Consider the following 25,327-nt stretch of genomic DNA (forward strand, 5'->3'; position numbering starts at 1 on the left):
GGCGCCCCGGTGCCGATAGAAGAGTTTCGACTCTAGGGGTTTCGCGATGATGGATGACCTGCTGCACGAGATGATCGACCCCGCCCCGGTGCACCGCGACGCACCGCGCCGGCGGCGGCTGTGGACCACCGTCGCCATCGTCGGGCTGGCGGTCGTAGGCGCCACGACGCTGACGACGTCGGCCATCTTCACCGACAACGACGCGGTGTCGGCCGAGATCCACAGCGGCACCGTCGACCTCGTCATCGGCTCGACGGCCGGGTTCGCGTTCGCGCCGCAGAACCTGAGTCCCGGCACCAGCACGTACGCACCGCTGCGGGTGGCCAGCGCCGGCTCTCTCGAGCTGCGGTACTCGATCTCGTTCGCGGCGACGCAGACGACCAACCCGCTGCCCGACCCCACGCTCGACCCCGCCCCGGCGGCCGGTGACCTGCGCGACGTCCTCGACCTGTTCGTCTACGCGGTCCCGGAGGCAGGCTGCAACGCGGCCGGCGTGGCCGCGCTGCAGCCGCTCGACCCGTCGGGGGCCGAGAAGCCGTGGCCCGGGACGGCCCGACCGCTCGTGGGCAGCAGCGCCCAGGGGTCCCAGGAGGGCGACCGGGTGCTCGCGGTGGGCACGCCGGAGGAGTGGCTGTGCTTCCGGGTCGACTTCCCGGCCTCCGCCGGCAACGAGTACCAGGACGCCGCGGTGCGGCTGGACCTGACCTTCAACGCCGAGCAGACGGCCAACAACTGAGACCCATGACCTCCTGGTCGGACGGACGCGCGAGCCCCACCGTCGACCGGCGCGCGCCACGCACGACCGGTCGGCGGCGAGCCCGCGCCCCCAAGCCGGTGTGGCGGCGCGTGCTCGACGTCGCCCTCTGGACGGTCGTGGTGGTCTGCGGCCTCGCCTACGCCACGTCCCTGGCCGTGCCCCTCTGGTTCCAGCTCCACCAGCAGCGCCTGCTCATCGTGACGTCCGGCTCGATGGCGCCCAAGTTCGACGCGGGCGACGCCGTCGTGCTGCGCGCGATCTCCGAGGAGTCGGACCTGAAGGTCGGCCAGATCATCTCGTTCTGGCCGATCGGCTCCGACGACCTGGTCACCCACCGGATCGTCGCGCTGCGCAAGCTGCCCGACCTGCGTCAGGACGAGACGACCGGGAGGATGGTCGCCCAGCTCGACGCGAACGGGGAGCAGCGGACGAAGTCGTACGTGGTGACCAAGGGCGACGCCAACGCCGAGGCGGACGTGAACGCCACCCCGGTCGGCCGGGTGCGCGGTGTGCAGCTCGCGGTGCACAAGGGCTGGGGCTGGGTGCTGCAGTGGGCGGGATCCGCGCAGGGACGCGCGGTGATGCTCGTCCCTCCGCTGCTGGCACTCGCTACGCTCGAGCTGCTCTCGATCGGTGACGCCAGGCGTGCCCGCCGAGCCCGCCCCGCAGCCGAGACAGCCGACAGGAGGATGGATGAGCTCCTCCTCGACTGAGCCCGGCGCCGAGGTCGTCGCACAGGCGCCTCGCGGCTTCCTGTCCGTCGACCGGGGCGGCCTCGTGCGGCTCGCCGTCGCGCTGGCGTTCGGCGTCGCCGCGTTGCTGAGCCCGTCGATCGGGTCGACGTCCGCGCACTTCACGGACAACCCGCAGGTCGCGATCACGTTCGTGGTGACACCGACGCCGACACCGACCGTCACGCCTGCTCCCGCACCGAGCCAGCCCTCGTAGCCCTCCGGGTCAGGACCGGACGCCCCGGGCGCCGAGCAGGACGCCGGCGGGGTCGTGGGCCAGCGAGAGCGCCCGCAGTCGCTGCGCCACGTCGGCGGTGAACACGCGCCCGGCCCACTGGGGCCCGGCCGAGTCGGTGAAGTTGGGCAGGCCGCCGTCGCGCGCCCACGGGGCGAGCCCGTCGTGCACGCGCACCGTGTCCTGCGCGACGAGCTCGGCGAGCTCGGGCAGCAGCAGGGCCGCGGAGAAGACCGAGAACGCGGCGTCGCGGTGCGCGAAGGCGCTCGGCACGCCGCGGTCGTCACGGACGCGGCCGCCCAGCTGGCGCACCTCCACCACGGCCTGGGCGCACTGCGCGTCCGGGCCGACCAGCTCGAGCAGCCGGTCGGCCGCCTCGCCCGGGAACGAGTCGAGCAGGCTGTGGTGCTCGTGCAGCGGCATCGGGTCGGTGGGGTCGGTGTGCACGTCGCCGAGCTCGGCGTACGCCATGACCCGCACGGTGTCGATGATCGGTGTCGCGACCGAGCGGATCGCGCGGATCATCTCCTCCCCCGTCGCCGGGTCACCCGTCCACGCGAACCGCACCGTGACCGACGTCGTGCCGCGCAGCGGCGCGGGGAACATCGGCAGGTCGGGCAGGCGCATGACGGCGATCGACGTGGTGCCCTCCTGCGGCAGCAGCTCGCACCACCGGCTCCAGGTGCGGACCACCGCGGCGGCGTCGGCACCCGCGAACCAGACGGCGCCGGCGTAGAGCTCGGCCTGCTCCCCCAGGTCGATCTCGACGGCGGTGACGATGCCGAGCGTGCCCTTACCGCCGCGCAGCCCCCAGAACAGGTCGGGGTCGCTCGTCGCGGTCACGCGGTGGGCCACGCCGTCGCCGGTGACGACGTCGAACGCGCGGACCGTGTCCGATGCGAGCCCGTGCGTGCGGGCGACGGGGCCGAGCCCGCCGCCCGTGAGGTAGCCCACGACGCCCACGTGCGGCGACGAGCCGGCCAGGGCGGCCAGCCCGTACGGAGCACAGGCCTCCAGGACCGCGGCCCACCGCACGCCCGCGCCGATCCGTGCCCAGCGCGCGTCGGCGTGCACCGTCAGCTCGTCGAGGGCAGCCGTGCTCACCAGGATCGCGTCCTGCATGGTCTCGGTCGCGCCGTGTCCCGTGCCCTGCACGGCGACCTGCAGCCCGGTGGCGGCCGCGACGCGCAGCGTGTGCGAGACGTCCGCGGAGCCCCGGGCGGCGACGACGGCCACCGGCCGGATCGCCTTGGTGAGGTTGCTCGTGGCGGTGAGCGCCGTGTACGGGTCGGTGCCCGGCAGGTGCACGGGGATGCCGGAGCCGGTGAGCGCCCGCACGGCGGCGTCGGTCGCCGGGCGGTGGTCGCTGAGCTGCGAGCTGATGAGGGTCATGGCGTTCCTTCGTCGTCCGGCACGGGGTCCCGTGCGCTGTCCTGGCGCGGCACCGTCGTGGGCGCACGGGCAGAAAGGGACGGGTCGCGTGCGCGTGATACATCCCGTGCGGCTCGTCGGAGGGAATAGGAACCGGGCGCGCCCTGTTGAGCGGCAGGTACATGCAAACGCATGGACCTCTTCACTTAGCGAGGCGCGAGATGCAGTTCGGGATCTTCACCGTCGGTGACGTCACCACCGATCCGACCACCGGCCGGACGCCGGACGACACCGAGCGGGTGCGCAACATGCTCACCATCGCCCAGCACGCCGACCAGGCGGGACTGGACGTCTTCGCGACGGGCGAGCACCACAACCCGCCGTTCGTGCCGTCGTCGCCCACCACCATGCTGGGCTACCTCGCGGGCACGACGAAGGACATCATCCTGTCGACCGCCACCACGCTGATCACCACCAACGACCCCGTCCGGCTGGCCGAGGAGTACGCGATGCTCCAGGTCATCTCCGACGGGCGGATGGACCTGATGATGGGCCGCGGCAACACCGGCCCCGTCTACCCGTGGTTCGGCCAGGACATCCGCCAGGGCATCCCGCTCGCGATCGAGAACTACGCGCTGCTGCGCCGCCTCTGGGACGAGGAGGTCGTGGACTGGCAGGGCAAGTTCCGCACGCCCCTGCAGGGGTTCACCTCGACCCCCCGCCCGCTCGACGGCGTCCCGCCGTTCGTCTGGCACGGCTCGATCCGCAGCCCCGAGATCGCCGAGCAGGCCGCCTACTACGGTGACGGGTTCCTGCACAACGCGATCTTCTGGCCGCTGGAGCACGCCGCGCAGATGGTGACGTTCTACCGCGAGCGCTTCGAGCACTACGGGCACGGGCAGGCCGACCAGGCGATCGTCGGGCTCGGGGGCCAGGTGTTCATGCGTCCCCGGTCGCAGGACGCGGTCAAGGAGTTCCGGCCGTACTTCGACAACGCGCCCGTCTACGGGCACGGACCGTCGCTGGAGGACTTCACGCGCGACACCCCGCTGACCGTCGGCAGCCCGCAGGAGGTCATCGACCGCTACGGGAAGTTCCGCGAGCAGGTCGGGCACTACCAGCGCCAGATGTTCCTCATGGACCACGCCGGGCTGCCGCTCAAGACGGTGCTCGAGCAGATCGACATCCTGGCGGGCGAGGTCGTCCCCGTGCTGCGCGCCGAGGCCGAGTCCGCACGTCCGGCGCACGTTCCGGCCAACCCGCCCATGCACGCCGACCGGGTGGCGGCCGCGCGTGCCGCGGGTACCGTCCATGACCAGGTCGTCGCGCACGACACGTACACCGGCCTGCGGGCCGAGGACTCGCTGTCCTCATGACTGCCGCCGGGGAAGGGACCACGATGAGCGACCGCTCGATCGTCGTCGTCTCGGCGGGGCTGTCCCAGCCCTCGTCGACGCGCCTGCTGGCCGACCGCCTGGCCGACGCCACGGTCACCGAGCTCACCGCGCGGGGCATCACCGCCCACGTCGAGCACGTGGAGCTGAGGGACGTCGCCCACGAGGTGGTCAACATGACGCTCTCGGGCTTCCCGTCGGGTGCCCTCAAGGAGGTGCTCGAGAAGGTCACGGCCGCGGACGGCGTCATCGCGGTCACGCCGATCTTCTCGGCCTCCTACTCCGGGCTGTTCAAGTCGTTCGTCGACATCCTCGACAAGGACGCGCTCGTCGGCCGGCCCGTGCTCGTCGGTGCGACCGGAGGCACCGGCCGGCACTCGCTCGCGCTCGAGTACGCGCTGCGCCCCCTGTTCGCCTACCTGCGGGCCGACGTCGCCGGGACGGCCGTGTTCGCGGCCACCGACGACTGGGCCGACGGCGGCGGTGACGACGTCAACCCGCTGCCCGACCGCATCCGCCGCGCGGGCCGCGAGCTCGCCGAGATGGTGGCCGACCGCGAGCCGTCGGCCCCCGTGGGTCTCTACGACGCGGTCCCCTCGTTCGAGCAGCTGCTCGGCGGGGCCTGACCGCAGCCGGTTACACAGCGGCCCGACGCGCGTGCGTCGGGCCGCTTCGTCGTCCCCGCGCGACGGGCCGGTCATGCCCCGCCGCGCGCAGGCAGCCGCGTTACTGCGGGGTGAGCGTGAAGGCGGTGCCGGTCACACCCGGCTCCACGTCCAGGCGCTGGTCGGCGAGGGTCAGGGACGCCTCGGGGTCGACGTAGACGCGGGCGGACTCGTCGCCCACCACGTCATCGCCGGGCAGCGGCTCCGCGACCAGGGCGAGCTCGAAGCCACCGGCCTCCTGCTGTGCGATCCGCAGACCACCGGTCTCGTCGGGCAGACCAGCGGACGTGGTGAGCGTCTGGACGGCGGTGCGGGCGCTGTCGGTCAGGGTGAGCACGAGGCTCTCCTTTCGTTGCCGGGGCGCCACCCTGTGCGGGCGGCTCGTCGGACGTCGTCCACCGTGTCCCGGTCCGCGCGCGGGCCGCAACTCGGGGTCCGCTGGGCGAGACCGTCGGCGCCACGGGCGGGTCGGGGATCATGCGGTCGCCGCGGTGCCTCTACGGTTCGCCCTCGCCCGCTCCGGAGGTCCGGGCTAGCGTCGGAGCCATGCCGATCCCGATGTGGGTCACCCGGGTCAACCGGAAGGTGACCAACCCCGTGCTGGGGACGCTCTCGGACCGGCTCCCCCCGCTGGCGACGCTGCACCACGTGGGGCGTCGCACCGGCCGGCGGTTCAGCACGCCGGTCTTCGCGTTCGGCACGCCGCGCGGCGTGGTCATCGCGCTCACCTACGGGCCGCAGGTGCAGTGGCTGCGCAACCTCGAGGCGGGCGGCGAGGCGCGCCTGGTCCGACGCGGGCAGGTCCTCGCGGTCGGCGATCCGGTCCGGCTCCACGGCGAGGCCGGCGCCCGGCTGGTCCCGCGCGTCATCCGGGCGGGGCTCCGCTTCATGCGGGTCGACGACTTCGTCGAGCTCGCCGCCGTTCCCGTCCACGGCTAGACCCCCGGAGGAGACATGGTCCGCGAGGGCTATCCCGCGAGCACCGTCGAGGAGTACCTCGACGCCGTCCCGACCGCCCAGGGCGCCGCGCTGCGCACCGTGCGGGACAGGATCGTCGACGTCGTGCCCGATGCCGAGCAGGTGATCTCCTACCAGGTGCCCACCATCCGGTACCGCGGCCGGGGCCTGATCGCGCTGTCGGCCGCGACGTCGCACTGCAGCCTGCACCTCATGAGCCCACCCGTGGCGGTCGAGCTGGCCGACGTCCTGACCGAGGGCACGCTGTCGGGGGCCACGCTGCGGTTCGACGCCGACGCTCCGTTGAGCGCCGACACCGTGCGGCTGATCGCGCAGCTGCGCATGGCCGAGGTCGACGCGCAGCTCGGGTGAGGTCCGGAGCCGAGACAGCCCTGGCCGCTCCCGCTCAGCGCCCCGACGCCGAGAAGTGCTGGTAGTCGATCGGCGACTCCCAGTCGCCGCCCCACAGCCAGCCGACCGAGGCGAACGCGCGGACCACCTCGTCGTCGGCGTGGATGACCCCGGGCAGGTCGGGGCGGCCGGCGAACTCGCGACCTCCCGGCGGCGCGACCGACGAGCCGCGGACGTACGGGTTCTCCACGGGGTTGAGGTCGATGGCCCGACCGTAGGCGTGCTCCGACCACTCGGAGCCGCCCGTGATGGCCCGGCAGTTGAACGCCGAGGTGTTGTCCGCCGCCATGGAGTCGTCGTCGCTCGCGTCGAAGTCGTCCACCAGCCGCATCGAGCGGACCGGGTACCCGGCGTCGAAGAGGGCGCGGAACACGGTGACCATGTCCTGCGCGGCGTCGGCGTGCACCACCAGCTCGCCCTGCCGGTCCAGCCCGTCGAAGCCACGGTGCGTGACCGACACGTAGCGCAGGTCCTCGAGCGGCACGGGGCAGCCCGGACGCCACGACGGCTCCATGCGGGCGGCGAGCTCCGGGGTGATCTCGCTGATCGCCGACGTGAAGGCCGGCGCGCTCGCCACCACCGGGGCGTCCGCCGGCTCCGGCGCGACCTCGGCGGGCGCGCTCACCTGCACCGGGGTCGGCGACGGGCTCGACCGGGGGACGTCGGGCGCGGCACAGCCCGCGAGCACCAGCACCGCCACCCCGATGAGCCCGCCGCCTCGCATGCGCACCACTACACCACTCCGCGGCGGTCGCCGACGATCCCCGACGAGACCGTCGTCCCCGCCCACAGTGCCGGGTCCGCGCACCCCTCGGCGCAGTGCATGCCACAGGCGGGGCAGACCCACAGCGTGTGGTGCCGGTCCACCGTGCAGCCGCAGGTGACGAACCGTTCCGACGGCCGGCCCGGACCGTTCGTGGTCCACCGGTGCCCCGCGGGGCAGCCCGACGGCGGCACCCGCACCCAGCCGCGTGGCGTGCGCTGCCACTTCGACCAGTCGATGTCGCGGACCATCGAACAAGTGTACGAACTCCGGGACGGGTCGAGCGTCAGCCACCGTGGGGCTGCGGGCGAGTGTCAGACCCTGGTCGTACATTTGTTCTAGCGGATCAACGGGCTGATGACACGCGCGGGAGGTGAGGATCGTGACGGCGGTGCTCGAGCACGCACGTGTGGAGGCAGACGCCGGTCGCGCATCCGGCTGGTCGCAGCCCGGCTGGCGGGACGAGCCGGAATGGATCTCGCCCCGTCCCCGTGCGACCGGCGCAGGCGCTTCGCGGGTGGCTGCGTCCGGTGTGGCTGCGTCCTGTGCGGATACGCCGGCGTCGGTCACGCAGCGGGTGGTGAACCTGCGGCACATCGACGCGTTCCCGATCCCGGAGGTCAGCGTCGCCGGGCTCGCCGGGATGCTGGAGTCCGTCCAGGTCGCGGACGTCTCGGACACGGCGCTGGTCAACACGGTCACGGCGTGGCAGCAGGTCATCGCGATGGCGCAGGCCGCCCAGGCGGTGGCCGTCCGCGAGATCGAGGCGCGCACCGTCGACGCCCTCGCCCGGGTGCCCGACGAGCTGGCGTGCGCACTGGCCTGCACCGGCAGGGCAGCACAGGACCTGTTCCTGCGCGCCTCGAACGTGGCACGGCACCCGGCGCTGGCCGACGCCTGGGCCGCGGGCGCCCTCGACGCGCGCAAGGTCGACGTGATCCTCGCCGAGTCGCTGTCCGCCGAGCGCGACACCGCCGACCTGGTGATCGCCGACGCTGTGCAGCGTGCCGGGGAGCTCACCGCCCGCCAGCTGGCTCACCACGTGCGCGCCGCGGTGATCGGTGCCGACGCCGCGGCGGCCGAGCGTCGCCGGGTCAAGGAGCGCGCCGACCGGGGTGTCGAGCTGCGGCCGGCCGGCCACGCGATGGCCTGGTTCATGGCCTATCTGCCCGCCGAGGTCGCGACCGCCGCCTTCACGGCGGTGGACGCTCTCGCGGGGCACGCCGCCACGGACGGCGACGACCGCAGCGTCGGCCAGCGGCGCGCGGACGCGTTCGCGGACGTGTTCACCGGGATCCTCGACCGGCAGGCGACGCCCGACGGGACACCGCTGCCCACCCGGCACGGGCAGCGTGTGGCCCTGCAGGTGACGGTCGCCGCGACCACGCTGGCCGGCCTGGACGACCAGCCGGGCCTGCTCGGCTCGTACGGTCCGATCCCCGCCCAGGTCGCACGCGAGCTGGCCCAGGACGCCACGTGGCGCCGCCTGCTGACCGACCCGATCGGTCGGGTCAGCTCGGTGGGGACCACCACCTACCGTCCCGGTGCCGATCTGACCCGCACGGTCCAGGCCCGCGACGTGACCTGCACCTTCCCCGGCTGCCGCCAGCCGGCCACGCGGTGCGAGCTCGACCACCGCATCCCCTACGACCACCACCGGTCGTGGGCCGGAGACGACAGCGAGAGCGGCGGCAACTCCACTCTGTCTGACGGCGTCCAGACCAGCGAAGCGAACCTGCACGCCCTGTGCAAGCACCATCACCAGGCCAAGACCAAGGGGTGGTGGCGGGTCTCCTACGACCGCCGGACGGGCGTCTCCACCTGGACCGATCGCCACGGCCTGACCTATGCGCGCCATCCGGTCGTCCTGCTGGCGGCACCCTCCTCGGTCCGACACGCGCCCCCTCCGCCCCCGCCGAAGGACTGGGGCGACCCACCGTTCTGATCCGAGGGCACCGCCGCACCATCGCCCGACTCTGTCGCGCGCTCGCACCCGCCGACACAGGACCCTCGACTCGCTCCTGCCGGGCCGCGAGGCCACGTTCAGCGTCGGGTTCTCCGTCGCCAACCCGGCATCGTCATGGACGTCTCCGTCGGCTGGGTCCACGACAGCGTCATCTACACCTCCTGACGCAGGTGCGCGCGGCCGGCCCTAGGGCCGGCTGCGCGCCACGGCGTGCGATGTCGGCAGGGTTCAGGTGGTGTGGCCTCGCTGCCCACGTCAAGGCCAACCCGGCACGGGACAAGCTGCGGCTCGCCCACCGCAGCCACGACGGTGGCCGATCTGGCCACGCTCTGTGGTCAATTTGGTCCCGCTCGCAGCGCCAGCACCAGGTGCCTCAGAAGTCGGACAGCGGACGGAACCTCTCTCGCGGACTTCCACTGAGCGACTGATATGCGAGCGGGTTGTGGAGCAGATCGTCGGGGACGAGTGTCTCGTCCGTGACCCATTCTTCTTCTGATGCGTTCCAGGTCGTGGCGCCGACGCGCAAACAGCGTGGACCACCACTGGACGACCTCCGGGAAGTCGTCAGCGACCGTAGGAACGTTGACGGCCAGAACCGTCCTGTCAGGGCGGTAGAGCACCCCACCGCGCCTGCGCGAGGAGAACAGATCCACAGCCACGGTCATTTCACCCCGCTTGTGGCAGCGACGTAAGGAGCGAGGCCACGATCAGCCCGGCGGGGGCCATCACACGATTCGACCAGCGCATGGCGCCCTCACCCTGAAGACATCGTTGTGTCCGGCAACGTACCGATGCCTGCCAGGACCCGGTGACCGCCGACCGGGTGAAGGACCGGTGACGTGACCTCGCCAGGCATCGCGGCTGCTCCCAAGGGGCCGGCGCCCGTCTCCACGTAGTTGCCGGAAGGAGCCGTGCCGGATCGGTACGGCATCGAAGGACATCCACGAGGAGACCCCCTGCCCACTCACGCACGACTGGCCAAGTGGTTGGTCGCCGCGCTGACCCTTGCCCTGAGCATCAGCCTCCTGGTCGTGCCCCCAGCGCACGCCGGCTGGACCGACGGCGGCCCAGGGGGCAGCGGCGTCAGCGGCGCGACACCGGCGGGCAGGGCTCCAACGGCGAGTCCCGCCTCGCGCAGGCGCGTCAGGTCGCCCCGGCAACAGGTTGCGGGTGCGAGCATCGCGTTCTCCTCACGCCCTGTCCGGTCCGTGGACGGTGCGCCACGATGGACGGATGGACCTGCACGACGTGCGTCGGTCGGCGCTCGCACTGCCCGAGGTGGCGGAGCGCCAGAGCTGGGGCCAGCCCGCCTGGTTCCACCGGAACCTGGTCGCGCGGATGTGGGACGCGGACCGGTTGACCGTCCGGGTCGAGGACGACGGCGAGCGGCTGGCGCTCGTGGAGCAGGACCCGTCGCTCTACTCGAGCACCGACCACCACGCCGGCACGAACCTCGTGCTGATCGCGCTCGACGTCGTGGCCGCGGACGACCTGAGCTCGCACCTGGCGGAGTCGTGGTGGTGGGCCGCCCCACCGGTCCTGAGGCGGCGGTACCCGGACCTGGGACCGCCGCCGGAGGCCTAGGTCCGCGGCGCCGGTGACGGGTCCAGCGGGTGACCGGCCTACTGTCGACCCATGGGAACGACCGAGCCGGACTGGGTCCGGCACGCGATCTGGTGGCACGTCTACCCGCTGGGCGCGGTCGGGGCAGTGCCGGACCACGGGCAACGACCCGGCCCCGACGAGCACCGCCTGCTCCGGCTGGTCCCCTGGCTCGACCACGTCGTGACGCTCGGTGCGTCCGGCATCGCGCTCGGACCGGTCTTCGCGTCCAGCACGCACGGCTACGACACCGTGGACCACCTGCGGGTCGACCCCCGGCTCGGCGACGAGGGCGACGTCGACACGCTCGTCGCCGAGGCGCACAAGCGCGGGCTCAAGGTCCTCCTGGACGGGGTGTTCAACCACGTCGGCCGGGAGTCGGCGATCGCGCGGCGCTCCGTGGACGCGATCGAGGGGCGGTCCGACGACGAGGTCTGGCTCCTGCGCGACGCCGACGGCGGCTTCGTCGGCTTCGAGGGCCACGACGCCCTGGTCACCCTCGACCACAGCCTGCCGAGCGTCGTCGACTACGTGGTCCGGGTGATGAACCACTGGCTCGAGCGGGGCGCGGACGGCTGGCGCCTGGACGCCGCCTACGCGGTGCCGACGAGCTTCTGGGCACAGGTCCTGCCCCGCGTCCGGGCCGAGCACCCCGACGCCTGGTTCGTCGCCGAGGTCATCCACGGTGACTACGGCGCGTTCGTGGCGGAGTCGACGGCCGACTCGGTGACCCAGTACGAGCTGTGGAAGGCGATCTGGAGCTCGATCAACGACGCCAACCTGTGGGAGCTCGCCTGGGCGCTCACCCGGCACGACGGGTTCCTCGAGTCCTTCGCTCCGCAGACCTTCGTCGGCAACCACGACACCACCCGCATCGCCAGCATGATCACGGACCCCCGCCACCGGCCGCACGCGGTCGTGGTCCTGTGCACGGTGGGCGGCACCCCGACGGTCTACGCGGGCGACGAGCTCGGGCTCACTGGCGTCAAGGAGGAGCGCGAGGGCGGCGACGACGCCGTCCGGCAGGAGCTCGCGGCCGGCGGACCCGACGACGCCGACAACCCGGTGCTGCGCCTGCACCGGGAGCTCATCGGCCTGCGGCGGCGACACCCGTGGCTGCACCGGGCGCGGACCACGCAGGTGGAGCTCACCAACACTGCCTTCGTGTACGAGGTGCGCGACGGCGACGACGCGCTCGTCGTGGCGCTCAACCTCGACGACGAACCCCTGTCGCTGCCAGCAGGTGACGTCCGGGCCTGCGACGACGCCAGTCGCGCGACGCCCGGTGTGGTCGCACCCCATGGCTGGGCCGTCGTCGCACCGTGAGGAGCGCCGGGTCCCACGCGGACAGGTGGTGACCTCGTCCCACACCGCGGCCCAGGTGCCGCGCGGCCCGTCGCAGGCCAGCACCTGACCGCCCCGACGTCGACGACCGTCTGGGGAGGGTGGCGAACCCGGTCGCAGTCGCAGGCAGGTCCGGGAACACTGGACCCATGATCACCCCACCGATCCCCACCCTGCCCCTGCCCGGCGGGCAGATCCCCGTCGTCGGCCTGGGCACCTGGCAGTCCGAGGGCGGCGCGGCCGAGCGCGCGGTCAGCGCAGCGCTCCAGCTGGGCTACCGGCACATCGACACCGCGACCGGCTACGGCAACGAGGCCGAGGTCGGCCGGGCGCTCACCACGGTCGGCATCGACCGCGACGACGTCTTCGTCACCACCAAGCTGCCGCCCGACCACGCCGACCGCGCGCGTCGCACGCTCACCGAGTCCCTGACCGCTCTGGTCACGGACCACCTGGACCTCTGGCTGATCCACTGGCCACCGAACCGCCAGGCCTCCCCCGAGACGTGGCAGGTGTTCCGCGAGGTGCGCGACGAGGGACTGGTCCGGTCGATCGGCGTGTCCAACTACTCGATCGCGCAGATCGACGAGCTCATCGCGGCCACCGGCGAGGCCCCCGCGGTGAACCAGATCCCGTACAGCCCCCGCGACCACGACCCCGACCTGCTGGCGGCCCACCGCGAGCGTGGCGTGGTCGTCGAGGGCTACAGCCCGCTCAAGCGGACGAACCTCGAGTCCCCGGCGCTCACCGACGCAGCCGCCGCCCACGGGGTCAGTGCGGCGCAGGTGGTGCTGCGCTGGCACGTGCAGCACGACGTCGTCGTCATCCCGAAGTCGACCACCCGGGAGCGCATCGAGAGCAACCTGGACATCCTCGGGTTCACGCTGTCGTCCGAGGAGATGGCCGCGATCGACGCCCTGCGCTGAGCCCGGCACTCACATCGCTCAGGTGCCGTTCGAGGTCGGCGCGCTCGGCCGCACAGCATGGTCTACGACTCGACGCTCGCCTCGAACCTGGGGCGCCGGCGGTGCCGACCACGGGATCCCCGCGGAGAGCACCCCGCGGCCGTGCGCGACCTGCTGGCGTCGTCACCACCGGTGCGCGACGTCCACCACCAGTCGTGAGGACGTGCCGGGACCGTCGAGGACGAACGCCCGGAACGGCAACCGCGCCCGCACGCCGAGACCCAGGCTCGTGTAGCCCTCGTACGACCCCGCGAACACGACCTGGCGGAACGTGCCGTAACCCGCCACGTCCGTGAGCTCGAGAGCGTTCGCCGGGCTGTACGTCGGCGCGTAGCTCGTGTCGTGCGCGGGGTCGTTCACCGTGATCTGCAGCGCCGCGCCGCCGCGGGTCGCGATCGGGTAGCCGGAGCCGTCCTGGACCACCTGGGGCACGTAGCTCACGGTGTACCCGCCGGCGTCCCCCGCGACGTCCACGACGAGGCGGTCGTAGCAGGCGTGCCGGCCGGTACGGACGTCGGTCACGGGTGCCTGCGAGAGGCCCGGCGCCGACTTCACGAGCGACCCCCACACGAGGCCGCAGTAGGGCGCCGCCGTGGCAGGCGACGCCGGCAGGATCAGGAACGCGCTGACCAGCAGCACGACCGACAGGAATGCTCGTCTCACGGCACGACCCCCTCGTCGCGCGGGCCTCTCGGATGGACGCCCGATCGCCCAGTTTAGGCCGGTTCGACCGGACATAACGGGTGAAAGTCGGCGCGCGCCGACGCCCGGCCGCCGGATGGAGGGATCCGGCGACCGGGCATCGTGAGAGTGCCCAGCTGACTGGCTGTCGGGCGGGCTACCGCAGACCGTTGGACAGCGCGCTGATCAGCTCGCCGTTGGAGGTGTCACCGGACAGCTCCCAGAAGAAGGCGCCGCCCAGGCCCTTGCCCTTGGCCCACGAGGTCTTGCCGGCCAGGGTGCTGGGGGTGTCGTAGCCCCACCACTCCGACCCGCACTTGGCGTACGCGGTGCCGCCGACCGTGCCCGTCGCGGGGCACCTGGTCTTGAGCACCTTGTAGTCCTCGATCCCTGCCTCGTAGGTGCCGGGTGCCGCGCCCGTCGCCGACCCACCGGGGGCGGTCTGCGTGACGCCGGTCCAGCCGCGTCCGTAGAACCCGACCCCGAGCAGGATCTTGTTGGCAGGGACGCCCTTGCTGATCAGCTTGTTCACGGCCGCCTCGGTGTTGAACCCCGCCTGCGGGATGCCCGCGTAGGAGGTCAACGGCGAGTGCGGCGCCGTCGGGCCGGTCGGGTTGAACGCACCGAAGTAGTCGTAGGACATCGGCATGATCCAGTCGAGCTTCTGCGCCGCCCCGGCGTAGTCGGTGGCGTCGATCTTGCCGCCGGTGCTGCCGTCGCCCGTGATGGCCGCCGTGATCAGCTTGCTGCTGCCGAACTTGTTCCGGAGCGCCGTGATGACGTTGTTGAACGCCGCCGGACCGCTCGAGTCGCACGACAGCCCGCACGCGTTCGGGTACTCCCAGTCGATGTCGATGCCGTCGAAGACGCCGGCCCAGCGGGGGTCGTTGAGCAGGTTGTAGCAGGAGTCGGCGAACGCGGTCGGGTTGGCCGCCGCCTGCGTGAAGCCGGACGACCAGGTCCAGCCGCCGAACGACCAGATGACCTTCAGGCCGGGGTGCATGGCCTTGAGCTTCTTCAGCTGGTTGAAGTTGCCGCGCAGCGGCTGGTCCCACGTGTCCGCGACGCCGTCGACCGAGTCCGCGGCGGTGTACGCCTTGTCGTACGCGGCGTAGGAGTCACCGATCGAGCACTGGCCGCCGGTCGTGTTGCCGAACGCGTAGAGGATGTGGGTCAGCTTCGAGGCCGAGCCGCTCGTCTCGATGTTCTTCACGTGGTAGTTGCGCCCGTAGACGCCCCACTCGGCGAAGTACCCGACGAGCTTCTTGCCTCCCGGGGGCGGCGGCGTGGTGTCGGTCGGCGTCGGGGTGGGGGTGGTCGGCGTGGGGGTCGGGGTCGTCGGCGAGCTGGTCGGGGTGCCGCCCGTGCACGCGACGCCGTTGATGCTGCACGAGGTGGGGTTCTTGTACGGGCCCGTCGCCACGTAGCCCCAGGTGAACGAGGCGCCCGGCGCGAGCGTGCCGGCCCAGCTCTTGTTCTTGGCCGTGTAGTGGTTGCCCGCCCGCGTGACGTCGGCGTCCCACGAGCTGCTGATGGTGTCCCCGGCGGGGAGGTCGAACTCGAGGGTCCAGCCGTTGACGGGGGTGGACCCGGAGTTGGTCACCTTGACGTTGACCTGGTGCCCGTTCCCCCAGTCGCCGGCGGAGGTGAAGGTGGCGCCGATCGTGCCCGCGGCGAACGCGGGCTGCGTGGCAACCAGACCCGCGAGCAGCGTGAGCACCGCGGCGAGCGCGGTGGTGATCAGGACGGGACGTCGTCGTCCCGGCCGAGCGTGGCTGGTGGAGCTGTCGAGAGCCATCGTGCTTTCCCCTGTCCATCGTCGGAGCGTGGAATATGTAAGGAGTGTGTACTAATGGTTCACAGCGACGCTAACAACCGTCACAGGGTGAAGTCAACAGTCCGCGAGGGAAGAGTTCGGGGCCTCCCGGACGGGGCGGACATTCCCCATGCCATCGGAAATGCGCTCACCTCGGGACACACCCCAGAATCCGACAACGCAGGTAGGACACGTGTCACCGACGCCAGCACCAGCCCCGGCCTCCTACTCACCAGCAGGTCACGTACGGCGGAAACGCATTCACGAGTGCATTTGTTCACACATTCACGGCCGCGGCGCCCTGCATTCTGGAGGAATGCCGGGAGCGCTTCTCCGGAAGTCGGCAGCGGGCTCGAGCCGATGTCCGTCAGCGCCGACTCACCGCTCCTCGTCTACGAGGGCCGCGTGTCGTCCGAGACCTGTCGGACCCCGCGCGCACCATGGAGGAGAGCGAGGACGAGAGGAGCCGACGACATGACGGTGACCGATCAGCACCACCGGGTCGCCCCCGCGGTCGAGGCACAGCTGCGGCACGAGCTCGCCGGTGCGACCTGGTTCGAGCTGGCGTCAGCCACCAGCCGGGCGCACCACGCGCTCGACGACACCCGGCGCGGGCATGACGACGAGGCCGTGCTCCGCGCGCTCGACCGGCACACCGTGCTCGAGCACCTGCTGGCCGAGGCGACCGAACGCCTGCACCCGCGGGCCTGACGCCGGCGGGCTCAGGAACCCGCCACCCGAGGACCCAGCCGCCGGCGCGGCCCCGGCCGGGTCTCGCTGCCGGGCAGTGCTAGCGGCGGGCCTTGGCGTCGGCCGGGTCCCAGCCCGGGCGCGGTGCCCGGTTGCCCGGGCGATCGGACCGGCTGCGGTACACGACGTACGGCCGCCACAGATAGAAGACCGGCACGCTCAGCACATGCACCAGCCGCGTGAACGGCCACAGCGCGAACAGCAGCATGGCGACCATGGCGTGCGCCTGGAACCCGAACGGTGCGTCGACCATGAGCTCCGGTCGCGGCTGGAACAGGAAGATGCTGCGGAACCACTCGGAGACACCGGTGCGGTAGTCGTAGTCGCCGTTGAGGTTCAGGATCGAACCCGCCGCGGTGTTCCAGACCCCGAGCACGATGACCAGCGCCAGGAACAGGTACATCACCTTGTCCATCCGCGTCGTGGCGCTGAACACGGGCCCCACGGTGCGGCGTCGGTAGATGAGCAGGGTGAGCCCGACGAGCGTGCAGAACCCCGCGACGGAGCCGATCGAGACCGCGAGGACGTGGTACTGCGCGTCGGAGATGCCCATCGCGGTGGTCCAGCTCTCCGGGATGCCCAGGCCCATGACGTGCCCCAGGAACACCGCGAGGATCCCGAAGTGGAACAGCGGACTCCCCCAGCGCAGCAGCCGGCTCTCGTAGAGCTGCGACGAGCGCGTGGTCCACCCGAACTTGTCGTAGCGGTAGCGCCAGATGTGGCCGAACACGAAGAAGGCCAGGCACAGGTACGGGATCACGACCCAGAGCAGGATCTCCCTCATCGCGGCACCTCGTCCTTCACCCGGCACCCCGCGGGTACCACCGACCACAGCACGAACGCACTCATCGCGGCACCGCCGCCATGGCCCCGTACGGCTCGAGGCCGACCGACTCGCCCGGGGGGCCCTCGGCGGCCAGGCGGGCGACGGCCTCGCGCTCGTCGCCGCGCAGGGGTGGCAGCGTCGAGCAGACCGCGGTCAACGCCCCGGCCCACGGCGAGCCGTGGTCCACCAGCGCCAGGCGCAGCAGCTCCAGGCCGGCTCTGTGCTCGAGCAGCAGCCGGGTACCGGCCTCGACGTCGGCCGTCGCGCTGAACTCGAGCACGACGCAGAGGTGGTCCGGCAGCTCGTCAGGGCTGACCTCCAGGCCCGCCGCGCGGAAGGCGCGCTTGAACCCGAGCAGGGCCATCCCCCGCTCCCGGGTGTCGCCGTACGCGTAGTAGGTCAGGTACGGGCAGGCCTTGCGTCGCAGGTCGAAGGTCTCGACGTACTCGGCCGCCAGCCCTCCGGGGCCGTCCAGCGGGGTCCGGGCCAGGTGGTCGAGCAGGGGGTCGAAGGCGCGGGTCGGCAGTCCCGACGCGACGGCCCGCAGGTCGGGCACCTGGGCGACCAGCTCGGCGGTCGGGTACTCCAGCAGGAGCGCCGCGACCCGGTGGGTGAGCGCCCTGGTGTGGTCGTCGCGCATCATGACGGGTCCTTCCGCTCGGGGAACAGCCCGGGAGGCGGCGCACCCTTGCCGTCCCAGTTCAGGAGGTTGACGCGTCCACCCTGCCCGCCCGTGGCGGTCACCTCGTCCGCGGTCTGCCGGTCCTTGAGCGCCCGGAAGTTCTCGACCGCCAGGGGCGTGTTGGTCCCCGAGCCCTCACCGAACGGCCCGGAGCCGCCCATCCCGGGACCGCCCTCGTAGTCGAGGCTGCACTCGGTGGCCAGCTCCTCCAGGTCGTGCGCGGCCTCCGCGTGCGCGGGCGGGATGACGTAGCGCTCGTCGTACTTGGCGATGGCCAGCAGGCGGTACATGTCGAGCATGTCCTGGTCCGTCATGCCGACCGCCGCGGGGATCGCGGGGTCGGCGTCGCGGCCCATCGAGATGTCCCGCATGTACGACCGCATGGCGGCGAGCTTCCTCAGCACGCCCGTCACCGGCACGGTGTCCCCCGCCGTGAACAGCTCGGCCAGGTACTCCACCGGGATGCGCAGCTGGTCGATCGCCGCGAACAGGTTGCCCGTGGCCTCGGCGTCCTCACCGGTCTCCGCCACCGCGTCCACCACCGGGGACAGCGGCGGGATGTACCAGACCATCGGCATCGTCCGGTACTCGGGGTGCAGCGGCAGGGCGACCTTGTAGGTGCTGATCAGCGACCAGATCGGTGAGCGCTGCGCGGCCTCGATCCAGTCGTGCGGGATGCCCGCGCGCTCGGCCTCGCGCACCACGACGGGGTCGTGCGGGTCGCAGAACACGCCGCGCTGGGCCTCCAGCAGCGCGTGCTCGTCGGTCACCGACGCGGCCGCCAGCACCTTGTCGGCGTCGTAGAGGACCAGGCCGAGGTAGCGCAGACGGCCGACGCACGTCTCCGAGCAGACCGTCGGCAGGCCGACCTCGATGCGCGGGAAGCAGAACGTGCACTTCTCGGCCTTGCCCGTGCGGTGGTTGAAGTAGACCTTCTTGTACGGGCAGCCGGTCACGCACTTGCGCCACCCCTTGCACTGGTCCTGGTCGACCAGCACGATCCCGTCCTCGGCCCGCTTGTAGATGGCCCCCGAGGGGCACGACGCGGCGCAGGAGGGGTTGAGGCAGTGCTCGCAGATGCGCGGCAGGTAGAACATGAACGTCTGCTCGAACTCGAGCTTGATCTTCTCGGACACCTTGGCCAGCACCGGGTCGTGCACCGCCGTCGCGGCGCTGCCGCCGAGGTCGTCGTCCCAGTTGGCGCTCCACCCGATCTGCAGGGGCTCGCCGCTGATCAGCGAGCGCGGGCGGGCCACCGGCGTGTGCTCCTGCAGCGGTGCGGTGGTCAGCGTCTCGTAGTCGTAGGTCCACGGCTCGTAGTAGTCGTCCATCGAGGGCATCTTGGGGCTGGCGAAGATGGTCATGAGGTTCTTCAGCCGCCCGCCGGCCTTGAGCTGCAGGCGACCGCGCCGGGTCAGCTTCCAGCCGCCCTGCCAGCGCTCCTGGTCCTGGTACGTCCTGGGGTAGCCCTGCCCGGGGCGCGTCTCCACGTTGTTGAACCAGACGTACTCGGTCCCGGCCCGGTTGGTCCACGCCTGCTTGCAGGTCACCGAGCACGTGTGACAGCCGATGCACTTGTCGAGGTTCATCACCATCGACATCTGGGCCATGATCCGCATCAGTACTGCACCTCCTGCGAGCGCCGACGGACCACCGTGACCTCGTCACGCTGGTTGCCCGTCGGGCCGAGGTAGTTGAAGGCGAAGGACAGCTGCGCGTACCCGCCGATCAGGTGGCTCGGCTTCATGAGGATCCGGGTCAGCGAGTTGTGGATGCCGCCGCGCTTGCCGGAGGCCTCCGACCGCGGGACGTCGATGAGCCGGTCCTGGGCGTGGTACATGTACACGGTCCCCTCCGGCATGCGGTGCGAGACGATCGCGCGGGCCACCACGACGCCGTTGCGGTTGACCGCCTCGACCCAGTCGTTGTCGGTGACCCCGATCTTGTCCGCGTCCTTCTGGCTCATCCAGATGCCCGGACCGCCGCGCGACAGGCTGAGCATCAGCAGGTTGTCCTGGTACTCCGAGTGGATCGACCACTTGTTGTGCGGGGTCAGGTAGCGCACCGCGATGCCGAGCGCGCCGTCGGACCCGACCTGCGGCTCACCGAACAGGGCCGCCATGTTCAGCGGAGGCCGGAACACCGGCAGGTTCTCCCCGAGCTCGGCGATCCAGTCGTGGTCGAGGAAGAAGTGCTGGCGTCCCGTGAGGGTGTGCCAGGGCTTGAGCCGCTCGACGTTGATGGTGAAGGGCGAGTACCGCCGGCCGCCGGACTCCGACCCCGACCACTCGGGCGAGGTGATGACCGACGTCGGCGCGGCCTGGGTGTCCGCGAAGGTCACCTGCTTGCCCTCGTGCTCGGCGGCGAGGTCCGCCAGCGGCCGCCCGGTGCGCTTCTCGAGGCTGTGGAACCCGTCGGTGGCCAGGTGCCCGTTCGTGGTGCCCGACAGCGCGAGGATCGCCTCGCACACGTGCACGTCGCGCTGCAGCGACGGCCGTCCGTCGCCGGCTCCCCCGCGGACCAGCCCGTTCTTGTGTCCCAGGTAGTCGACCGGCCTGGTCAGGTCGAACGTGACGCCCTTGGTGGTCGCCCCCAGCGACGACGCCAGGGGGCCGAGCGCGCCGAGCTTGTCGGCGACCGCCGGGTAGTCCCTCTCGACGAGCACCAGCTTCGGCATCGTCGCCCCCGGCACCGGGTCGCCCTCCCCCGCCTTCCAGTCGCGCACCACCCCCGAGGGGGTCGCCAGCTCGTCCGGGGTGTCGTGCATGAGCGGGACCGCCACGACGTCCTGCCGGACTCCGAGGTGCGTCGCGGCCAGCGTGCTGAACGCCCGCGCGATCTCGTGGAACGCGTCGAAGTCGGTGCGGGTCTGCCACGGCGGTGCGATGGCCGGGTTGAACGAGTGCACGAACGGGTGCATGTCCGTGCTGCTCAGGTCGTACTTCTCGTACCAGGTGGCCGCAGGCAGGACGACGTCGCTGAACACGGTGGTGGACGTCATGCGGAAGTCGAGCGTGAGGAGCAGGTCGAGCTTGCCGCGCGGCGCCTCCTCCCGCCAGACCACGTCCCGGGGCCGCTTCTCGGGCGGCGCCTCCTGCGCGCGCAGCGACGAGTCGGTACCCAGAAGGTGCTCGAGGAAGTACTCGTTGCCCTTGGCGGAGCTGCCCAGCAGGTTCGAGCGCCAGATGGTCAGCACGCGCGGGAAGTTCTCCGGCGCGTCCGGGTCCTCGCCGGCGAACCGCAGCGACCCGTCCTGCAGCGCCGCCGGGACGTACTCGGCGGCCGGGACGCCGGCGGCCGCGACGTCGTCGGCGAGCGTCAGTGGGTTGCGGTCGAAGGTGGGGTAGGACGGCATCCAGCCGAGCCGTGCCGACTGCGCGAGCACGTCGGCGGTCGTCATCCCCGCCCACCGGCCGCCCCCGGTGGCGGCCGCGAGCGCGTCGGCGCCGAACTGGTCGTAGCGGAACTGGTCGGTGTGCAGGTACCAGTACGCGGTCTGGACCATGTGCCGCGGTGGCCGCGACCAGTCGAGCGCGTTGGCGTACAGGCCGTACCCGGTGATCGGGCGGACCTTCTCCTGGCCGACGTAGTGCGCCCAGCCGCCACCGTTGACGCCCTGCGTCCCGCAGAGCGTGGTCAGGGTGAGGAAGGCTCGGTAGATGGTGTCCGCGTGGAACCAGTGGTTGGCACCGGCGCCCATGATGATCATCGACCGGCCCTTGGACTCCTCCGCGTTGGCGGCGAACTCGCGCCCGATCCTCTCCGCCTTGGCGGCGGGCACGCCGGTGATCCCCTCCTGCCAGGCGGGCGTGCACGGTGAGCTCGGGTCGTCGTACCCCGTCGGCCAGGTCCCCGGCAGCCCGGGGCGGGCGACGCCGTACTGCGCGAGCAGCAGGTCGAACACGGTCGTGACGGTCCGACCGGCCACCTGCCTCGTCGGGACCCCGCGCACGATGCTCCCGGCGGAGCCGTCCGCCGCGTCGAACCGGGGCAGCGTGACCGCGGCGGTCCCCGATCCCGTGCCCGCCGCGCTGAGCTGCGGGGACACGTCGACCAGGTCCAGGTTCCAACGGCCCTCGCCCTCGGTGCCGAACCGGAAGCCCAGCGACCCGTTGGGCACCACCGGCTCGCCCGTCGTCTCGTCGAGCAGCACGGTCTTGAACTGCGCGTTCTGCGACGTCTCCCCCAGCTCCGCGGCGGTGAGGAACTTGCCGGGCAGGAACCCGTCACCGTCCGGCTCCAAGGCGACCAGGAACGGCAGGTCGGTGTACTGCTTCACGTACTGCGCGAAGTACGGCGTGGTGCGCTCGACGAAGAACTCACGCAGGATCACGTGCCCCATCGCCATCGCGAGCGCGCCGTCGGTGCCCGGGGCCGGCGCCAGCCACTCGTCGGCGAACTTCACGTTGTCCGCGTAGTCCGGGGACACCGCGACCACCTTCTGGCCCCGGTACCGCGCCTCGACCATCCAGTGCGCGTCCGGCGTGCGGGTGACCGGCACGTTCGAGCCCCACATGACCAGGTAGCCCGCGTCCCACCAGTCCCCCGACTCCGGCACGTCCGTCTGGTCCCCGAACACCTGCGGCGAGGCCACCGGCAGGTCTGCGTACCAGTCGTAGAACGAGAGCATCGGGGCGCCCAGCAGCGCGTAGAACCGCGAGCCGACGCCGTGGGAGACCATCGACATGGCCGGGATGGGCGAGAATCCCGCGATGCGGTCCGGTCCGTGCTCCTTGATCGTGTGCACGTGGGCCGCGGCCACCATCTCGACGGCCTCGGCCCAGGACGCCCGCACGAGCCCGCCCTTGCCGCGCGCCGCCTTGTACCGGGCCGAGCGCACCGGGTCACCGACCACGTCGGCCCAGGCCAGCACCGGATCACCGAGCCGCGCCTTGGCCTCGCGGTACATCTCCAGCAGCATGCCGCGCACGTAGGGGTACCGGACCCGGGTGGGCGAGTAGGTGTACCAGGAGAACGCCGCGCCGCGCGGGCAGCCCCGGGGCTCGTACTCCGGCCGGTCCGGGCCGGTCGACGGGTAGTCGGTCTGCTGCGCCTCCCACGTGATGATGCCGTCCTTGACGAACACCTTCCACGAGCACGACCCGGTGCAGTTCACGCCGTGGGTCGAGCGGACGACCTTGTCGTGGCTCCACCGGTCCCGGTAGAACGTGTCCGCGTCCCGCCCGCCGATCTGGTGCAGGGTGCGGAGGTCGGCCGACACCTCGTTCTTCTGCAGGAACCGTCGCGTCTTGAGCAGCGCCTCGACGACCCCCTCGTCCAGGCCCGGTCGGCGCTCCTGCTCCGTCGTCATACCGACTCCCTCGCTCGTGCGGCCCGGCGGACGGGCCCCCAGGTGAACCACGCGACGGCCAGCGCGCTGACGGCGAGCAGCACGTAGCCGAGGCTGTAGTCGCCGGTCCGGTCGTAGACGGCCCCCATGACCAGGGGCGGGAAGAAGCCGCCGAGGCCACCGGCCGCGCCGACGATGCCGGTCACAGCGCCGACCTTGTCCGCGGGCGCCACCTGGGCCACCAGGGCGAACACCGCACCGGACGACGCGCCGAGCGCAGCGGCGAGCCCGAGGAACGCGATGGTGCCGAGCGGCATCAGCGACAGCTCGAGCGCGGCGACGAGGGCCAGGACCCCCACCGCGGCGAACGAGACCAGGAGGACCGGGACGGGCCCGATCCTGTCCGAGAGGCTGCCGCCCACGGGTCGCATCGCGACCGCCAGCACGACGAACCCGGCGGTCCGAGCGGCAGCGTCGCCGGCCGTGAGGTCGTAGGCGTTCACCAGGTACGTCGGCAGGTAGACGCTGAAGGCCACGAAGCCGCCGAACCCCAGCGCGTACAGCAGCGAGAGCTGCCCGGTCGCGGGGATCTTCGCCGTCGCCCACGTCCGGGCGAGGAACGACCCCTGCGGCGCCGCCCGGCCGGGCTTGTCACGCAGGAACAGCGCCGCGACGACCGCGTAGACGGCCAGCACGCACGCGACGAGCACGAACGGGGCCTCCGGACCGTACGTGTCGGTGAGCCGGACGGTGGTGAACGCGGAGATCGCGGTGCCGCCCATGCCCAGGCCGAAGATGCCCAGCGCCGTCCCGCGGCGCTCCGGGGCGAACCACTGGTTCACCGCCGGGACCCCGATCGCGAACGCGGTGCCGCCGAGCCCGAGGAAGAAGCCGCCGACGAGCATCGCCGCGTAGGTCTCGGCGACGAACCCGATGAACAGCACGGGCACGATCGTCGCCACGGTCACCACCGGGAACATCGTCCGGGAGCCGATGCGGTCGGTCAGCGCGCCGATCGGGATCCGGCCCAGCGACCCCACGATCACCGGGACGGCGACGAGCACCGACTGCTGGACGCCGGTCAGGTCGAGCGACTCTCGGTACGCCCCGCCGAGCGGGCTGATCAGCGCCCACGCCCAGAAGTTCAGCAGAAAGCCGGTCGTCGACAGGACGAGGACGCGTACCGCCATCCTCGACTCCGAGCTCGGTGCCATGGCATCCCCCTGCGCCAACACCCGCGACAGGCGTCGATGCCTGCCCCTGCTTCGGACGCTAGCACCAGCCCCCCGGCACCCGCCCGCTCGGCGGCCTCGTGCGGGGGCGGCGAGCCGCCGCGCGGCGCCGATCCAGAAGGTGTCGTCGTCCGGGGACCGCGGGTCCCTCTGGTCGCTAGCCTCGGAAGGTGGTCAGCGCCGAGGAGATCGTCCGTCAGCATCCCTTCGACCCGGACGGCGTCGAGTGGGTGGTACCGCCGCAGCCCGGTGACATCACGGTCGTCGAGTACGACCCCACATGGCCTGCGACGTACGCGCTGCTGGCCAACCGGGTCCGAGCGGCGCTCGGCGACGACGTGCTCGCGCTGGACCACGTCGGGTCCACGTCCGTGCCGGGCCTGGCGGCCAAGCCGATCATCGACCTCGACCTGACCGTGGCCGACTCCACCGACGAGTCGCGCTACCGCCCGCAGCTCGAGGCCGCGGGCTTCACGCTGGTCCTGCGCGAGCGCGCGTGGCACCAGCACCGCATGCACCTGGCCGACGAGCCGCGCGCGCACCTGCACGTCTGGAGCCCCGACTGCCCGGAGGCGGTCCGGCACCTGCTCCTGCGCGACTGGCTGCGCGAGCACCCGGAGGACCGCGAGGCGTACGCGGCGGCCAAGAAGACGGCGGCGGACCGGCTGCGACAGGACGGCGGCCCGGCGATCGACTACAACGAGCTCAAGGCGCCGACGATCCGCGAGATCCTCTACCGTGTCTTCCGTGCGCACGGCCTCCTCCCAGCGTTCCGCGGGGACCTCGGCGCTCCCTGAGGCTCGGGAGCTGCATCCGCCTTCACGCTCGGACCGTGCCCGGCGACCGCGGTGTCGCGTCGAGCGCTGAATCGATGCTGAGCCCGGTTGGG

Annotated in this window: 24 protein-coding genes; 13 read left to right on the plus strand and 11 right to left on the minus strand. The window is 72.0% G+C overall.

The window, feature by feature from the left end:
- Positions 1-46: 46 nt before the first annotated feature.
- From KG102_RS14270 to KG102_RS14280, 3 genes are read left to right on the plus strand one after another with little or no spacing between them, the layout of a single operon-like run.
- Positions 47-736: a hypothetical protein gene (locus tag KG102_RS14270; protein ID WP_208212511.1), complete on the plus strand. Its 690-nt coding sequence runs from the start codon at positions 47-49 to the stop codon at positions 734-736.
- Positions 737-741: 5 nt separating this feature from the next.
- The gene (locus KG102_RS14275) at positions 742-1,470 is read left to right on the plus strand and encodes a signal peptidase I (RefSeq protein WP_243883892.1); all 729 of its coding nucleotides are present in this window, start codon (positions 742-744) and stop codon (positions 1,468-1,470) included.
- Positions 1,451-1,705 carry a hypothetical protein gene (locus tag KG102_RS14280; protein WP_208288313.1) on the plus strand — a complete coding sequence of 85 codons (255 nt, stop codon included), beginning with the start codon at positions 1,451-1,453 and terminating at the stop codon, positions 1,703-1,705. The genes KG102_RS14275 and KG102_RS14280 overlap by 20 nt, the downstream gene beginning before the upstream one ends.
- 9 nt (positions 1,706-1,714) lie before the next feature.
- Here KG102_RS14280 and KG102_RS14285 read toward each other — a convergent pair whose 3' ends face one another.
- Positions 1,715-3,115 (minus strand): FAD-binding oxidoreductase, encoded by a 1,401-nt coding sequence (locus KG102_RS14285; protein WP_208288312.1) that lies wholly within the window; start codon positions 3,113-3,115, stop codon positions 1,715-1,717.
- Positions 3,116-3,315: 200 nt separating this feature from the next.
- Between KG102_RS14285 and KG102_RS14290 the strand changes: the two genes are divergently transcribed.
- Together KG102_RS14290 and KG102_RS14295 are read left to right on the plus strand one after the other, a co-directional pair.
- A complete protein-coding gene (locus tag KG102_RS14290) occupies positions 3,316-4,470 on the plus strand; it encodes an LLM class flavin-dependent oxidoreductase (RefSeq protein WP_208288311.1) in 1,155 nt (384 codons plus the stop codon).
- 23 nt (positions 4,471-4,493) lie between these two features.
- Positions 4,494-5,114, plus strand: coding sequence for an FMN reductase (locus KG102_RS14295; RefSeq protein ID WP_208212519.1), 621 nt, complete (start codon positions 4,494-4,496; stop codon positions 5,112-5,114).
- Between the two features lie 100 nt (positions 5,115-5,214).
- On the opposite strand, the gene KG102_RS14300 is transcribed toward KG102_RS14295, so the two are convergent.
- Entirely contained in the window at positions 5,215-5,490 is a 276-nt protein-coding gene (locus KG102_RS14300) for an iron-sulfur cluster assembly accessory protein (RefSeq protein WP_208212521.1), read from the minus strand.
- 209 nt (positions 5,491-5,699) lie between these two features.
- Between KG102_RS14300 and KG102_RS14305 the strand changes: the two genes are divergently transcribed.
- A complete protein-coding gene (locus KG102_RS14305; protein WP_208288310.1) occupies positions 5,700-6,092 on the plus strand; it encodes a nitroreductase family deazaflavin-dependent oxidoreductase in 393 nt (130 codons plus the stop codon).
- Positions 6,093-6,107: 15 nt separating this feature from the next.
- The gene (locus KG102_RS14310; RefSeq protein ID WP_208288309.1) at positions 6,108-6,482 is read left to right on the plus strand and encodes an iron chaperone; all 375 of its coding nucleotides are present in this window, start codon (positions 6,108-6,110) and stop codon (positions 6,480-6,482) included.
- A 34-nt stretch (positions 6,483-6,516) separates the two neighbouring features.
- Here KG102_RS14310 and KG102_RS14315 read toward each other — a convergent pair whose 3' ends face one another.
- Both KG102_RS14315 and KG102_RS14320 read right to left on the minus strand, forming a co-directional pair.
- The gene (locus tag KG102_RS14315) at positions 6,517-7,245 is read right to left on the minus strand and encodes a M15 family metallopeptidase (protein WP_208288994.1); all 729 of its coding nucleotides are present in this window, start codon (positions 7,243-7,245) and stop codon (positions 6,517-6,519) included.
- An 8-nt stretch (positions 7,246-7,253) separates the two neighbouring features.
- Positions 7,254-7,535: a hypothetical protein gene (locus tag KG102_RS14320; protein WP_208288308.1), complete on the minus strand. Its 282-nt coding sequence runs from the start codon at positions 7,533-7,535 to the stop codon at positions 7,254-7,256.
- A 329-nt stretch (positions 7,536-7,864) separates the two neighbouring features.
- Here KG102_RS14320 and KG102_RS14325 point away from each other — a divergent pair, with 329 nt between their 5' ends.
- The 4 genes from KG102_RS14325 to KG102_RS14340 all read left to right on the plus strand — a co-directional run bounded on the left by KG102_RS14325 (position 7,865) and on the right by KG102_RS14340 (position 13,122).
- Positions 7,865-9,229: an HNH endonuclease signature motif containing protein gene (locus KG102_RS14325; RefSeq protein ID WP_208288307.1), complete on the plus strand. Its 1,365-nt coding sequence runs from the start codon at positions 7,865-7,867 to the stop codon at positions 9,227-9,229.
- 1,254 nt (positions 9,230-10,483) lie between these two features.
- A complete protein-coding gene (locus tag KG102_RS14330; protein ID WP_208288306.1) occupies positions 10,484-10,834 on the plus strand; it encodes an MmcQ/YjbR family DNA-binding protein in 351 nt (116 codons plus the stop codon).
- Between the two features lie 51 nt (positions 10,835-10,885).
- Complete coding sequence (locus KG102_RS14335) at positions 10,886-12,178, plus strand: alpha-amylase family glycosyl hydrolase (protein WP_208288305.1); 1,293 nt, start codon at positions 10,886-10,888, stop codon at positions 12,176-12,178.
- 167 nt (positions 12,179-12,345) lie between these two features.
- A complete protein-coding gene (locus KG102_RS14340) occupies positions 12,346-13,122 on the plus strand; it encodes an aldo/keto reductase (protein WP_208212530.1) in 777 nt (258 codons plus the stop codon).
- A gap of 162 nt (positions 13,123-13,284) precedes the next feature.
- On the opposite strand, the gene KG102_RS14345 is transcribed toward KG102_RS14340, so the two are convergent.
- Both KG102_RS14345 and KG102_RS14350 read right to left on the minus strand, forming a co-directional pair.
- Positions 13,285-13,824 (minus strand): AMIN-like domain-containing (lipo)protein, encoded by a 540-nt coding sequence (locus KG102_RS14345; RefSeq protein ID WP_208288304.1) that lies wholly within the window; start codon positions 13,822-13,824, stop codon positions 13,285-13,287.
- 175 nt (positions 13,825-13,999) lie between these two features.
- Complete coding sequence (locus tag KG102_RS14350; protein WP_208288303.1) at positions 14,000-15,640, minus strand: glycosyl hydrolase family 18 protein; 1,641 nt, start codon at positions 15,638-15,640, stop codon at positions 14,000-14,002.
- Positions 15,641-16,132: 492 nt separating this feature from the next.
- Between KG102_RS14350 and KG102_RS14355 the strand changes: the two genes are divergently transcribed.
- Entirely contained in the window at positions 16,133-16,369 is a 237-nt protein-coding gene (locus KG102_RS14355) for a hypothetical protein (protein WP_208212536.1), read from the plus strand.
- Between the two features lie 79 nt (positions 16,370-16,448).
- On the opposite strand, the gene narI is transcribed toward KG102_RS14355, so the two are convergent.
- From narI to KG102_RS14380, 5 genes are all read right to left on the minus strand, one after another.
- Positions 16,449-17,192 carry a respiratory nitrate reductase subunit gamma gene (gene narI, locus KG102_RS14360; protein WP_208212537.1) on the minus strand — a complete coding sequence of 248 codons (744 nt, stop codon included), beginning with the start codon at positions 17,190-17,192 and terminating at the stop codon, positions 16,449-16,451.
- A gap of 61 nt (positions 17,193-17,253) precedes the next feature.
- Complete coding sequence (gene narJ / locus KG102_RS14365) at positions 17,254-17,877, minus strand: nitrate reductase molybdenum cofactor assembly chaperone (protein WP_208288302.1); 624 nt, start codon at positions 17,875-17,877, stop codon at positions 17,254-17,256.
- Positions 17,874-19,535 carry a nitrate reductase subunit beta gene (gene narH, locus KG102_RS14370; protein ID WP_208288301.1) on the minus strand — a complete coding sequence of 554 codons (1,662 nt, stop codon included), beginning with the start codon at positions 19,533-19,535 and terminating at the stop codon, positions 17,874-17,876. Before narH ends, narJ begins: the two co-directional genes overlap by 4 nt.
- On the minus strand, positions 19,535-23,227 hold the full coding sequence (locus KG102_RS14375) for a nitrate reductase subunit alpha (RefSeq protein WP_208288300.1): 3,693 nt from the start codon (positions 23,225-23,227) through the stop codon (positions 19,535-19,537). The genes narH and KG102_RS14375 overlap by 1 nt, the downstream gene beginning before the upstream one ends.
- A complete protein-coding gene (locus tag KG102_RS14380; RefSeq protein WP_208288299.1) occupies positions 23,224-24,420 on the minus strand; it encodes an MFS transporter in 1,197 nt (398 codons plus the stop codon). Before KG102_RS14380 ends, KG102_RS14375 begins: the two co-directional genes overlap by 4 nt.
- A 188-nt stretch (positions 24,421-24,608) precedes the next feature.
- On the opposite strand from KG102_RS14380, the gene KG102_RS14385 reads away from it, so the two are divergent.
- Entirely contained in the window at positions 24,609-25,235 is a 627-nt protein-coding gene (locus KG102_RS14385; RefSeq protein ID WP_208288298.1) for a GrpB family protein, read from the plus strand.
- Positions 25,236-25,327: the final 92 nt, after the last annotated feature.

Source organism: Cellulomonas fengjieae (assembly GCF_018388465.1).
GTDB classification, from domain to species: domain Bacteria; phylum Actinomycetota; class Actinomycetes; order Actinomycetales; family Cellulomonadaceae; genus Cellulomonas; species Cellulomonas fengjieae.